The 12,828-nt window shown below is 55.9% G+C and carries 13 protein-coding genes and 3 pseudogenes; 5 read left to right on the top strand and 11 right to left on the bottom strand.

Features of this window, described 5'->3' with window-relative positions; genetic code table 11:
• Window positions 1-21: 21 nt before the first annotated feature.
• Window positions 22-1,735, top strand: a pseudogene (ptsI, locus tag GM30_RS16700) (phosphoenolpyruvate-protein phosphotransferase PtsI).
• A 40-nt stretch (window positions 1,736-1,775) separates the two neighbouring features.
• Window positions 1,776-2,285 (top strand): PTS glucose transporter subunit IIA, encoded by a 510-nt coding sequence (gene crr / locus GM30_RS16695; RefSeq protein ID WP_000522253.1) that lies wholly within the window; start codon window positions 1,776-1,778, stop codon window positions 2,283-2,285.
• Window positions 2,286-2,335: 50 nt separating this feature from the next.
• Here the strand turns inward: crr and pdxK are convergent.
• The 7 genes and pseudogenes from pdxK to GM30_RS16660 form a co-directional block, all read right to left on the bottom strand.
• A pseudogene (gene pdxK / locus GM30_RS16690) lies at window positions 2,336-3,171 on the bottom strand (pyridoxine/pyridoxal/pyridoxamine kinase).
• A gap of 4 nt (window positions 3,172-3,175) precedes the next feature.
• Window positions 3,176-4,087, bottom strand: coding sequence for a cysteine synthase CysM (gene cysM, locus GM30_RS16685; RefSeq protein ID WP_049849548.1), 912 nt, complete (start codon window positions 4,085-4,087; stop codon window positions 3,176-3,178).
• A gap of 113 nt (window positions 4,088-4,200) precedes the next feature.
• Window positions 4,201-5,295, bottom strand: a complete 1,095-nt coding sequence (gene cysA / locus GM30_RS16680) for a sulfate/thiosulfate ABC transporter ATP-binding protein CysA (protein WP_049849547.1) — start codon at window positions 5,293-5,295, stop codon at window positions 4,201-4,203.
• Window positions 5,285-6,160 (bottom strand): sulfate/thiosulfate ABC transporter permease CysW, encoded by an 876-nt coding sequence (gene cysW / locus GM30_RS16675; RefSeq protein WP_049849546.1) that lies wholly within the window; start codon window positions 6,158-6,160, stop codon window positions 5,285-5,287. The genes cysA and cysW overlap by 11 nt, the downstream gene beginning before the upstream one ends.
• A complete protein-coding gene (gene cysT / locus GM30_RS16670; protein WP_049849545.1) occupies window positions 6,160-6,963 on the bottom strand; it encodes a sulfate/thiosulfate ABC transporter permease CysT in 804 nt (267 codons plus the stop codon). Before cysT ends, cysW begins: the two co-directional genes overlap by 1 nt.
• A complete protein-coding gene (locus GM30_RS16665) occupies window positions 6,963-7,982 on the bottom strand; it encodes a sulfate ABC transporter substrate-binding protein (protein ID WP_049849544.1) in 1,020 nt (339 codons plus the stop codon). The genes cysT and GM30_RS16665 overlap by 1 nt, the downstream gene beginning before the upstream one ends.
• Before the next feature lie 123 nt (window positions 7,983-8,105).
• Entirely contained in the window at window positions 8,106-8,852 is a 747-nt protein-coding gene (locus GM30_RS16660; RefSeq protein WP_049849543.1) for an alpha/beta fold hydrolase, read from the bottom strand.
• Window positions 8,853-8,915: 63 nt separating this feature from the next.
• Between GM30_RS16660 and nudI the strand changes: the two genes are divergently transcribed.
• Entirely contained in the window at window positions 8,916-9,341 is a 426-nt protein-coding gene (nudI, locus tag GM30_RS16655; protein WP_049849542.1) for a nucleoside triphosphatase NudI, read from the top strand.
• A gap of 38 nt (window positions 9,342-9,379) precedes the next feature.
• On the opposite strand, the gene GM30_RS16650 is transcribed toward nudI, so the two are convergent.
• The 4 genes and pseudogenes from GM30_RS16650 to GM30_RS16635 all read right to left on the bottom strand — a co-directional run bounded on the left by GM30_RS16650 (window position 9,380) and on the right by GM30_RS16635 (window position 11,570).
• Window positions 9,380-10,279, bottom strand: coding sequence for a Dyp-type peroxidase (locus GM30_RS16650; RefSeq protein WP_049849541.1), 900 nt, complete (start codon window positions 10,277-10,279; stop codon window positions 9,380-9,382).
• A 93-nt stretch (window positions 10,280-10,372) separates the two neighbouring features.
• Entirely contained in the window at window positions 10,373-10,822 is a 450-nt protein-coding gene (locus GM30_RS26815; RefSeq protein WP_049849591.1) for a DUF1131 family protein, read from the bottom strand.
• 30 nt (window positions 10,823-10,852) lie between these two features.
• Window positions 10,853-11,158: pseudogene (locus GM30_RS26810) on the bottom strand (DUF2919 domain-containing protein); the annotation flags it as partial.
• Window positions 11,145-11,570, bottom strand: coding sequence for a GNAT family acetyltransferase (locus GM30_RS16635; RefSeq protein WP_049849540.1), 426 nt, complete (start codon window positions 11,568-11,570; stop codon window positions 11,145-11,147). The gene GM30_RS16635 and the pseudogene GM30_RS26810, both read right to left, overlap by 14 nt.
• A 215-nt stretch (window positions 11,571-11,785) precedes the next feature.
• On the opposite strand from GM30_RS16635, the gene amiA reads away from it, so the two are divergent.
• Both amiA and GM30_RS16625 read left to right on the top strand, forming a co-directional pair.
• Window positions 11,786-12,658 carry an N-acetylmuramoyl-L-alanine amidase AmiA gene (amiA, locus tag GM30_RS16630; RefSeq protein ID WP_049849539.1) on the top strand — a complete coding sequence of 291 codons (873 nt, stop codon included), beginning with the start codon at window positions 11,786-11,788 and terminating at the stop codon, window positions 12,656-12,658.
• On the top strand, window positions 12,658-12,828 hold a 171-nt coding region (locus GM30_RS16625; RefSeq protein WP_155484000.1), incomplete at its 3' end, for a coproporphyrinogen III oxidase. The genes amiA and GM30_RS16625, both read left to right, overlap by 1 nt.

The raw sequence follows: 12,828 nt of genomic DNA, 5'->3' as shown, positions 1-12,828 counted from the left end.
GTCACAAGTAAAGGTAGGGTTATGATTTCAGGCATTTTAGCATCCCCGGGTATCGCTTTCGGCAAAGCACTTCTGCTGAAAGAAGACGAAATCGTCATTGACCGGAAAAAAATTTCTGCCGATAAGGCTGACCAGGAAGTTGAGCGTTTTCTGAGCGGGCGTGCTAAGGCATCTGCGCAACTGGAAGCGATCAAAACCAAAGCTGGTGAGACGTTCGGTGAAGAAAAAGAAGCCATCTTCGAAGGGCATATCATGCTGCTCGAAGATGAGGAGCTTGAGCAGGAAATCATAGCCCTGATTAAAGACAAAAGCATGACTGCTGATGCAGCGGCTCATGAAGTGATTGAAGGTCAGGCTACTGCGCTGGAAGAACTGGATGACGAATACCTGAAAGAACGTGCGGCTGACGTGCGTGACATCGGTAAACGTCTGCTGCGCAACATTCTCGGTCTGGCCATCATCGACCTGAGTGCGATTCAGGATGAAGTTATCCTGGTTGCCGCTGACCTTACCCCGTCCGAAACCGCACAGCTGAACCTGAAAAAGGTGCTGGGTTTCATCACTGACGCGGGTGGCCGTACCTCTCACACCTCAATTATGGCGCGTTCTCTGGAACTGCCAGCTATCGTGGGTACCGGCAGCGTCACCTCTCAGGTGAAAAACGACGACTATCTGATTCTGGATGCCGTAAACAACAAGGTTTACGTCAACCCTACCAACGACGTTATCGAAAAACTGCGCGCCGTTCAGGAGCAGGTTGCTACTGAAAAAGCCGAACTGGCGAAACTGAAAGATCTGCCGGCGATTACGCTGGACGGTCATCAGGTTGAAGTGTGTGCCAACATCGGTACCGTACGCGACGTAGAAGGCGCTGAGCGCAACGGCGCGGAAGGCGTTGGTCTGTATCGTACTGAATTCCTGTTCATGGATCGTGACGCGCTGCCGACGGAAGAAGAGCAGTTTGCGGCCNNAAGCCTGCGGCTCTCAGGCCGTGATCGTCCGTACCATGGATATCGGCGGTGATAAAGAACTGCCGTACATGAACTTCCCGAAAGAAGAGAACCCGTTCCTGGGCTGGCGCGCCGTGCGTATCGCCATGGATCGTAAAGAGATCCTGCGTGACCAGGTGCGCGCGATTCTCCGTGCGTCCGCTTTCGGAAAACTGCGCATCATGTTCCCGATGATCATCTCTGTTGAAGAAGTGCGTGCACTGAAAAAAGAGATCGAGATTTACAAGCAGGAGCTGCGCGACGAAGCGAAAGCCTTTGACGAAAGCATTGAAATCGGCGTGATGGTGGAAACACCGGCGGCGGCGACCATTGCGCGTCATCTGGCCAAAGAAGTTGACTTCTTTAGTATTGGTACCAATGATTTAACACAGTACACTCTGGCAGTTGACCGTGGTAATGATATGATTTCACATCTCTACCAGCCGATGTCACCGTCCGTACTGAACTTGATCAAGCAAGTTATTGATGCTTCTCATGCAGAAGGTAAGTGGACCGGCATGTGTGGTGAGCTTGCAGGCGACGAACGTGCTACACTTCTGTTGCTGGGTATGGGTCTGGACGAATTCTCTATGAGCGCCATTTCCATCCCGCGCATTAAGAAGATCATTCGGAACACGAACTTCGAAGATGCGAAGGTGTTAGCAGAGCAGGCTCTTGCTCAACCGACAACGGACGAGTTAATGACGCTGGTTAACAAGTTCATTGAAGAAAAAACAATCTGCTAATCCACGAGATGCGGCCCAATTTACTGCTTAGGAGAAGATCATGGGTTTGTTCGATAAACTAAAATCTCTGGTTTCTGATGACAAAAAAGACACCGGAACTATTGAGATTGTTGCACCGCTCTCTGGCGAAATCGTCAACATCGAAGATGTGCCGGATGTTGTTTTTGCTGAGAAAATCGTTGGTGACGGCATTGCCATTAAACCAACTGGCAACAAGATGGTTGCGCCGGTAGACGGCACCATCGGCAAAATTTTTGAAACCAACCATGCGTTTTCTATTGAATCTGATAGCGGCATTGAGCTGTTCGTCCACTTCGGTATCGACACCGTTGAACTGAAAGGCGAAGGCTTTAAGCGTATTGCTGAAGAAGGTCAGCGCGTGAAAGTGGGCGATCCGGTTATCGAATTCGATCTGCCGCTGCTGGAAGAGAAAGCCAAATCAACCCTGACACCGGTTGTGATCTCTAACATGGATGAGATCAAAGAGCTGATCAAACTGTCCGGTAGCGTAACCGTTGGCGAAACGCCGGTTATCCGCATCAAGAAATAAGCCTTGCTGCACAGCAATAAAAATGGCGCCTCCGGGCGCCATTTTCACATTTAAAGCGCAGGTAAAATCAGTTCGTCATAACCCTTTTCGAGGGTGTAACGCATCACATCCACCACTCTGTCGCCCGCGGCCTGTACCGCCTGCGCCAGCGCTTTACCCTGCACAATATTGCTCACCAGCTCCGAGCAGAACAGATCGCCCGTGCCTTTCAGCTCAGCGGCTACGCGTGGGTAATGGCTCACCTCAACGCCACTGGACGACACCAGCACCACATGAACGCGCTGCCATCGTTCACCGGCGCGCTGGTGATGGCAACCCATTTCAGCGTTTCCGACAACAGTCCTTTCGCCGCCGCGATAGCGGAATCCAGATCCCGACACGGCTTACCGGTTAACACTTCCAGTTCAAACACGTTCGGGGTAATGCCCTGCGCCAGCGGCAACAGCAGCTCACGGTAGGCGTCTGGCAGTTCGGGTTTGACGTAAATCCCGCTGTCGGTATCGCCAATCACCGGATCGACCATAATCAGCAGATGCGGGTGTTTTTCCCGCTGCGCGGCCAGCCACGTTGCCAGAATCGCTATCTGGCTGGCAGTACCCATATAACCGGTAGTGACTGCCTGCAGATGGCGCAGCGCATCGCGCTCGTCCAGCGCCGCCAGATAGCCGCTGAACCACTCATCCGGGATCACCCCGCCGTAGAACGTATCGTAATGCGGCGTGTTGCTGAACAATACCGTCGGCACCGCCAGCACGTTCAACTGATGCAGCTTAATGTTCGGTACCGCGACGCTGTTACCGACGCTGCCATAAACCACCTGAGACTGCACGGCGACAATATCTGCCTGCTGCGCGCGGGTTTTGTCGCGAAATAAAATCATTTCCATGTGTCTAGATACCTGCCCCCTGGCTGTAGCTCTCTTCTCCGAATACGCCGGTGGAGAGGTAACGATCGCCACGATCGCAAATAATCGCTACCACCACCGCACCGGGGTGTGCTGCCGCTACTCTCAGCGCCCCGGCGACCGCGCCGCCAGAACTGACGCCGCAGAAGATCCCTTCGCGCACCGCCAGCTCGCGCATGGTATTTTCCGCTTCCCGCTGGTGAATATCCAGTACCTGGTCCACAAGTGCGGCATTGAAGATGCCCGGCATGTACGCTTCCGGCCAGCGGCGGATCCCCGGAATACTGCTCCCCTCCTCCGGTTGCAGGCCGACAATGGTGACCGGTTTCGCCTGTTCACGCAGGAAACGCGAGACGCCGGTGATGGTGCCGGTGGTGCCCATGCTGGAGACAAAATGAGTAATGCGGCCCCCGGTTTGCTGCCAGATTTCCGGGCCGGTCGTGGTGTAGTGCGCGTAAGGGTTATCGGGATTGTTGAACTGATCGAGCAGCTTGCCTTCGCCATGATCGGCCATTGCCTGCGCCAGATCGCGGGCGCCTTCCATCCCCTGCTCTTTCGACACCAGAATCAGCTCGGCCCCGTAGGCACGCATCGCCGCGCGGCGTTCCTGACTCATGTTGTCCGGCATCAGCAGCTTCATGCGATAGCCTTTCAGGGCGGCAATCATCGCCAGTGCAATGCCGGTATTGCCGCTGGTCGCTTCGATCAGCACGTCGCCGGGTTTAATTTCACCGCGTTTTTCCGCCTGCACGATCATGGACAGCGCGGCCCGGTCCTTCACCGAACCGGCCGGATTGTTGCCTTCCAGTTTGACCCAAATTTCGCTGCCGTTGTCCGGCCCCATTCGCTGCAGTCTGACCAGAGGGGTATTGCCGATGGTGTGTTCTAATGTGTTCAAAAGCGCTATCCAATAAAAAGCCCGGTGGCGCTTCGCTTACCGGGCCTACAGGGATCATATTGTAGGCCGGGTAAGCGCAGCGCCACCCGGCAAAACCACGTAGATCTAACCTATCAGGCAGATTCTGCCAGAGCAAGATCCGCGCGATTTTCGATGCGATCGTTGCCGTTATACAAACGGGCATTTTGCAGACCGACGAACAGGCGATCGCCGCGCTGCGGAACCTCATCATCCTGCATCACGACGGTCAGCGGATCCGGATACCAGCCGAGCGGCTGCACCACCAGCTGGATGTAATGCCCTTTCGGACTGGCTTCCAGCACATGCACCGGCAACGGCGAATCAAGATTCGTGCGACGGCTGATGTCTATCTCCCAGGGACGCAGGAACAGATCCACCGGCCCCTGATACGCAGGCGTGTAGCCCAGCGGCCAGCGGTGCGCGCCAACGTGGAACTGCCCGCCACGGATAGTGCCTTTCAGGCGATTGACTTCGCCCATAAATTCCAGCACAAAACGGGTCGCCGGTTCGCGCCAGACCTGATCCGGCGCATCGGCCTGTTCGATATTCCCCTGGCTCATCACCACCACGCGGTTAGCGACTTCCAGCGCCTCTTCCTGATCGTGAGTCACGAAAACGCTGGTAAATTTCAGTTCTTCATGCAGCTGACGCAGCCAGCGACGCAGCTCTTTTCGCACCTGCGCATCCAGGGCGCCGAAAGGCTCGTCAAGCAGCAGGATCTGCGGCTCAACCGCCAGCGCGCGGGCCAGCGCCACGCGCTGTTTCTGCCCACCGGAAAGCTGCGCCGGATAGCGCTCCGCCAGATGCGACAGCTGCACCATCTCCAGCAGTTGGGTGACTTTAGCTTTGATCGTCGCCGCATTCGGACGTTCACGACGCGGCAACACCGTCAGGCCGAAAGCGATATTGTCGAATACCGTCATGTGGCGAAACAGCGCGTAATGCTGGAAGACAAACCCGACTTTGCGGTCGCGCGCGTGCAGACGGCTGACATCGGTGCCGTGAAAGCGGATCTGCCCGCTGGTCTGGTGTTCCAGTCCAGCGATAATACGCAGCAGCGTTGTTTTACCCGAACCGGACGGCCCGAGCAGCGCCACCATCTGACCTGACGGAATATCAAGGGAGATATCATTCAGCACCTGGGTGCGGCCAAAGGATTTTTTAATGCTGGCAATCTCAATGCTCATGATGTTTCTCCTGTTGCGCGCGCTTCTCCTGATGTTCGAGGCGCCACTGCAACATACTCTTCAAAAACAGGGTCAAAATAGCCATTAACGTCAGCAGGGCCGCGGCGGTAAAGGAGCCGACGGTGTTGTAATCCTGCTCAAGTAATTCAATCTGTAGCGGCAGCGACAGCGTTTCACCGCGAATCGAGCCGGACACCACCGACACCGCGCCGAACTCACCGATGGCGCGCGCGTTAGTCAGTACCACGCCGTACAGCAGCGCCCAGCGGATGTTCGGCAGCGTCACGCGGCGGAACATTTGCCAGCCGGACGCGCCCAGCAGCACCGCAGCTTCGTCTTCGTTGCTGCCCTGGCTCAGCATCACCGGCACCAGCTCGCGCACCACAAACGGACAGGTGACGAAAATGGTCGCCAGCGCCATGCCCGGCCAGGCGAACATAATTTGCAGATTATGCTCATCAAGCCAGCCGCCCAGCGGGCCGTTGGAGCCGTAAAACAGCAGATAAACCAGTCCCGCCACCACCGGCGACACGGCAAAGGGAATATCCAGCAGCGTCAGTAGTAGCTGGCGGCCCGGAAAGTTAAAGCGCGTCACCAGCCAGGCCAGCAGCGTGCCAAACACCAGGTTGACCGGCACGGTGATCAGCGCGATCAGCACCGTCAACCAGATGGCATGCAGCATGTCCGGATCGGCCAGATTCTGCAGTACCGGCATCAGCCCTTTGCTGAATGCATGCACAAAAATATAGATCATCGGCACCAGCAGAATGAGAGCCGAAACCAGCATCCCGGTGCCAATCAGAAACCATTTCCCCCAGTTGATGCGGGGGGTGTCATAGCGCTTCAATTGCGTAATTTCCGCCATTAGTGACCTACCACGCGTCGACCAAAACGACTCTGCAGGGTGTTAATGGAAAACAGCAGCAGCAGCGAGGCCGCGAGGATCACCGACGCAATCGCGCTCGCCGCCGGGTAATCAAACTCCTGCAAACGGACAAAAATCATCAGCGAGGTGACTTCCGTCTTCCAGGCAATGTTGCCGGCGATAAAAATCACCGCGCCAANNACCCCCGCCAGCAGCGCCGGAGAAAGCTCCGGCAGCACCACTTTACGAAAGCTCTGCAGGCGCGTGGCGCCCAGCGTTTCCGCCGCCTCTTCGTATTCCGGCCCCAGCTCTTCCAGCACCGGCTGTACGGTGCGCACCACAAACGGAATGCTGGTAAAGGCCATCGCCACCGCGATGCCGAGCCAGGTGTAAGTCACTTTGATATCAAACTTCGCCAGCCATTCGCCGTAAAAACCGTTAACGGAGAACAGTGATGCCAGCGTCAGGCCCGCCACCGCCGTTGGCAGTGCAAACGGCAGATCCATCAGCGCATCCAGCAGCGTCCGGCCCGGAAAGCGATAGCGGGTTAAAATCCACGCCATCAGCAGACCAAACACGCCGTTAAACAGCGAGGCCACAAACGCCGACAGCAACGTAACCTTATAGGCCGCGACCACCTGCGGGTTGCTGATGACTTCCCAGTACTGCGCCCAGCTCATCTGCGCCAGTTGCATCACCAGCGCACTCAGCGGCAGCAGCAGAACCAGGCAGACATACAGCAGACTGGTGCCGAGGCTTAAGGTAAAGCCTGGCAGCACGCGCCGGGATGAGACTGCAAACATTACTTACGCCCCGCCGCCAGCAGTTTGTCGAGCTCGCCACCGCTGGCAAAATGGGTTTTCATCACCTCAGGCCAGGCACCAAACTGATCTTCCACGCGGAACAGCTCGGTCTGCGGGAATTTATCTTTCAGTTTTTCCATGACTTCCGGGTTGTTCACGCGATAGTAGTAATCAGTGATGATAGTCTGCGCCTGCGGGCTGTAGAGCCAGTTCAGATAGGCCTTCGCCGCTTTCTCAGTGCCGTTGGCTTTGACGTTTTTATCCACCCACGCCACCGGAAACTCGGCCAGAATATTCACTTTCGGCACCACGACTTCAAAGCCCTGGTCTTCATACTGTTTACGGATGTTGTTCACTTCGGATTCAAAAGTGATCAGCACATCGCCCAGCCCACGCTCAACAAATGTCGTGGTCGCGCCACGACCACCGGTATCAAACACTTCGACATTTTTCAGGAACTGAGTCATGAACTGTTCGGTTTTCGCTTTATCGCTGCCGTCCGCTTTGTTCGCCGCACCCCATGCCGCCAGATATGTGTATCGTGCGTTACCGGAGGTTTTCGGATTCGGGAAAATCAGCTTCACGTCCGAACGCACCAGGTCGTTCCAGTCGTGAATGTTCTTCGGGTTGCCCTTACGCACCAGGAACGCCATGGTGGAGTAGAACGGCGAGCTGTTATTCTGCAGACGGGTCTGCCAGTCAGCCGGGATCAGCTTGCCCTTGTCGTGCAGAATCTGCACATCGGTGACCTGGTTATAAGTTACAACGTCTGCTTTTAAGCCCTGCAGGATCGCCAGCGCCTGCTTCGACGAACCGGCGTGCGATTGCTTGATGGTCAGCTTGTCGCCGCCATTGTCTTTCGCCCATTGCTGTTCAAACGGCGGATTCAGGGCGGCAAACAGCTCGCGAGAAACATCGTAGGAGCTGTTGAGCAATTCTGTCGCCTGCGCCTGTGCTGCCAGCAGCACCAACGCGCCCAGCGCCAGATAACCTTTTTTCAGTGATTTAACAACGACCATTGCGCACCCTTATCGAAATATGACGACTCAATGATCATCATATTTATAACCAGGGTTAAAGCTGTAACGGTTTTATATACCGTTTGGTGATTTAGAAGTTGAAAAGAGAATAAGCGCGCCGGGCTATCTGCAGAACGAAGCTAACGCCCCTGCCAGCGCCCGCGGATTTTCCCAGGACATAGAATGCCCACAGGCCGGCAGGACCACCGTGGAGACGCCCAGGGCGCTAAGACGGGAGAAATCGTCGTCAGGTAATGAGTCTTCGCCGAAGATCAGCTGTTTGGGTTTTGGCAGATTAACAAACTGCATAAACCAGTCATTACCGGCCACCAGGCTTGCCGCGCCGCGCCACACGGCCCAGGGAGCATCGACTGCCATGCTGCCGGCCCACGGGCTCTCATCCTCTGCAATCATTTGCTGGCAGATGACCTCAATGAATGTCTCTTCGCTGTGGCTGCAGATCTGACGGCTAAAGAAACCGCCACCGGGGTGAAAGTTCGGTTCAGACACCACCAGTCCAGCGACCGTGTCACCCAGCAGGACCGCTGCTTCGATGCCGATACTGCCGCCCATGCTGTGACCATACAGAAAACAGCTTTCCAGCCCCAGATGCGCTACCAGTTCGGCCACCACGCGGGCTTGTTCAGCGATGGTATAGCGGTAGTCCTGCGGTTTTTCACTGTAACCGCAGCCCGGCAAATCCAGCAGGATCGCTCGCCTGCCGCCAAATGCGCTGTCCACCACCACGCGGGGATATTCACACGAAGACGCGCAACCCAGACCGTGGATAAACACCAGCGGAACGCCGTTGCCGGGAAGATCCTGCCAGCGGACGCGACAGTTTGCGGTCGGAGAAAAGAAAGAATCCATTATTTGTACCCTGCCTGGTGGTATAACAAGAGATAACTCAACAAGATGACATACGGAGAGAGTATGCGCCAACGAATTATTGTTTGTCCGATTATTGAAAATAACGGGGAATATTTGCTGTGTCAGATGGCGGCGGATCGCGGTGTGTTTCCCGGCCAGTGGGCCCTGTCAGGCGGTGGAACCGAGCCGGGCGAAACGATAGAAGAGGCACTGCGACGCGAGATCCGCGAAGAGCTGGGCGAGGCGCTGAATATTACCCACATCACGCCGTGGACCTTTCGCGATGACGTGCGCGTCAAAACCTATGCCGACGGCAGCCAGGAAGAGATCTACATGGTGTACCTGATGTTTGACTGCATCAGCAGTAATCGTGAGGTAACGTTTAACGAAGAATTTCAGGCGATTGCGTGGGTGAAGCCAGAAGCACTGGGCAATTACGATCTTAACGTCGCCACCCGGCAGACGTTTAGGGATAAAGGCTGGCTGTGACAGAAAAAGGGCTGCCGGACCGGCAACCCCTCAATGATTTACAGCGCCAGCAGTCGGTCTAACGACGGGGCAAAATAGTAGCCGCCGGTTACCGGTTTGGTGAAACGCAGCATCGCGTCGCGTTTGCCGTCGGTGTCGCCAAACATGCTCAGCAGTTGTTGTTCGATGTTGTACAGACGCGCGCAGTAGGCGCAGAAGTACAGACCGTGCGTGCCGCTGGCGGTGCCGTACGGCAGGCTCTGGCGGACGATTTTCAGCCCTTTGCCGTCTTCTTTCAGATCCACGCGGGTCAGGTGCGACGTGACCGGGCGATCATCGCCGTCGATCTCTTCGTTGGCGTCTTTCGTACGGCCAATCATCATTTCCTGATCGTGCAGGCTCATGCGGTTCAGCTGTTTGAGGTTATGCTCCCAGCGCTGAACGAACACGTAGCTGCCGCCCGCATCAATACCGTCGTTGATGACCGCCACTTCACGGCGCGTCTCTTCACCCGCCGGGTTTTCCGTGCCGTCGACAAAGCCGCTCAGATCGCGTTCTTCCACCCAACGGAAACCGTGGATTTCTTCTTTTACGTCGATGGCATCGCCAAATGCCGCCATGGCCGCCTGCGCGACGGAGAAGTTCACGTCATGACGCAGGGACAGAATGTGGATCAGCACGTCATACTGCGTCGCGGGTGCCAGCCCCTTGCCGTAAGGAATGAAATCTTTCAGCTCTTCGGCACCGACACCGCCGCTGAGCGTACGCCAGGTATCATGACCAAAGGCGACAACCGCACCGAGGTGCGCATCGGGGAATTTGGTCTGAAAAGTGGCCAACTGGTCAGCAAAACGTTTACTGCACTCGCGCAGGGCGTCGACGTCCCCTTTTACGTTGGCTTCAATCCAAATCGCCGCGCGACAATGTTCCGGCAAAATGCCGCTCTGAACCTGAGACATCGCTCCTCCTGAAATAAAGATGCCACGACACCGTGGCATTGTTGCGCGCTATTGTACCCGTTTTTGCTGACCGTGCGGATCGATCAGATCAATTTAGCGACGCCAGATAGTTTTGCTGACTTTCCAGTTTTTCAGCGTGTCGTCAGACGGCATCAGATCTTCCGGACCGCGCCATTCGCCGCTGAAAATATAGCTGATATGCTGGCTGCCTTTGGCTTTACACTCCACGCCTGCACTGTCGTCGCCGGTTGCTTTCTGGCAGTTGCCGTAGGCTTTATCGAAAACGTCGCTGAACGGTGTGATCCCGCCACTGGCGGTTTTCATTCCGCTGCGCACGCGGTAATCACCATCCAGCGCGTCGCTGACGGCGTTTTCGTCCAGCGGCGTTGCCGCCGTCAGGTTACCGACGCCCTGCTCCGTTACCGCCGTTGATGAGCCAAACCAGTTCCACGGATACGCCGCCGACCAGTTCACTGAGCCGAGCGTCGCACAACCGGTCAGCGCCAGGGGAAATACACAGAGCAGTAAACGTAATGATTTCATTAAAAAATCCTTTCTTATCGATTCAACNAGCAGTGCCAGCTGCGCGATAATCAACAGCCCGTGAATGCCCCGCCACAGGCGAGGGAACAGATGGCGGCGCCCGCTGAGCAGAAAAGCAGCCACCGCAGGTATGCCGGGCAACAGCCCGAGCCAGAAATTGTCGTGATCGGGGTAGAACAGGTTTAGCAGCGTATCGCCCTGCTGACGCGACGCGCCCGCCATCACAAACAACACCCAGGTGCGCGCCTGCAAAAGCAGGATGCCCCAGAACAGCACCGGCAGCCGCAGTCGCCCGTGACCGTCGTAATCGGAGGGCAGAAGCTCAGTACTCTTCATCTTCAATCAGGCGCTTGCCCAGAACCTCTACATCGCCGTGCTCATAGCCGAGACGTTCATACATCCCCAGCACCATATCGTTGTCATCGCGCACCAGGATCTGAATTTTCGGGCAGCCGCGGGCGATGAGTTTTTTCTCAAGACGATTGAGCAACGCGTTAGCGATGCCGCGACCACGGTATTCCGGATGAACGCCGAGGTAATAGGCCGAACCACGGTGGCCGTCGTAGCCGCCCATAATGCTGCCCACCACTTCGCCGTTCACCTCGGCGACCAGAAACAGGCTGACGTCGTGATTCACTTTACGTTCGATATCCATTTCAGGATCGTTCCACGGACGCAGGAGATCGCAGCGCTCCCACAGGGTAATGACCTCTTCGAAATCTTCCTGGCGAAAAACGCGTATCTCCATGGTTTTACCTGCCCTTTTGTGGTCTAAAAACTGTGATTATGGCGCGAACATCCGAAACAGCCAATATCCAACGCCAGCAGAGCAAAAAAATGGCATAATAGGCCGCTTGTCACGTATTGAAATGAAAAGTAAAACAATTCTTATTATGAACAGTCGTAACGGAAAACGCGATACGATATAACATCTGGAACATTAATTTTCACAACTCAGGCCGCATGAGCACGTTTAAACCATTAAAAACCCTCGCTTCACGCCGCCAGGTGCTGAAAGCCGGGCTAGCCGCATTGACGTTATCAGGGATTTCCACCGCCACCGCCGCGAAAGAAGCGCCACTGAAAACCAGCAACAGCCACAGTAAACCCGCCGCCAAAAAACCCGGTGCGAAGCGCGTTGTCGTGCTCGATCCCGGTCACGGCGGTATTGATACCGGTGCCATCGGGCATAATGGCTCAAAAGAGAAGCACGTCGTACTGGCGATTGCCAAAAACGTGCGCGCGATTCTGCAACGCAACGGGATCGACGCGCGACTGACGCGCACTGGTGATACCTTTATTCCGCTTTACGATCGCGTTGAAATTGCCCATAAGCACGGCGCGGATCTGTTTATGTCGATCCATGCCGATGGCTTTACCAACCCCAGCGCCGCCGGGGCGTCGGTGTTCGCCCTTTCCAATCGCGGCGCCAGTAGCGCCATGGCAAAATATCTTTCCGAGCGTGAGAACGCCGTTGACCAGCTGGCGGGCAAAAAAGCGCTTGATAAGGATCACCTGTTGCAGCAAGTGCTGTTCGACCTGGTGCAAACCGATACCATTAAAAACAGCCTGACGCTCGGCTCGCATATACTGAAGAAGATTAAGCCCGTTCACCGGCTGCACAGCCGCAACACGGAACAGGCGGCCTTTGTGGTGCTGAAATCCCCTTCTGTGCCGTCTGTGCTGGTAGAAACCTCGTTCATCACTAACCCTGGTGAAGAGAAATTACTGGGCACCACGGCGTTTCGCCAGAAAATTGCTAATGCCATCGCGTCAGGCATCATCAGCTATTTTCACTGGTTTGATAACCAGAAAGCCCACGTGAAGAGACGATAATGAAACCAGACGCCCAACAGGTAAAAACCGTTCTGCTGCGTTTGCAGGACAGGCTCTGCCAGCAGCTTTCCGCGCTGGACGGCAGTGGGTTTGCCGAAGATCTGTGGCAGCGCGCCGCGGGCGGCGGTGGCCGCAGCCGCGTGCTGCGTAACGGCGGCGTGTTCGAGCAG

It is taken from the genome of Trabulsiella odontotermitis (genome assembly GCF_001188485.1).
Taxonomy (GTDB): Bacteria; Pseudomonadota; Gammaproteobacteria; order Enterobacterales; family Enterobacteriaceae; genus Trabulsiella; species Trabulsiella odontotermitis_A.
This window is presented reverse-complemented; position numbering and strand designations above follow the sequence as displayed.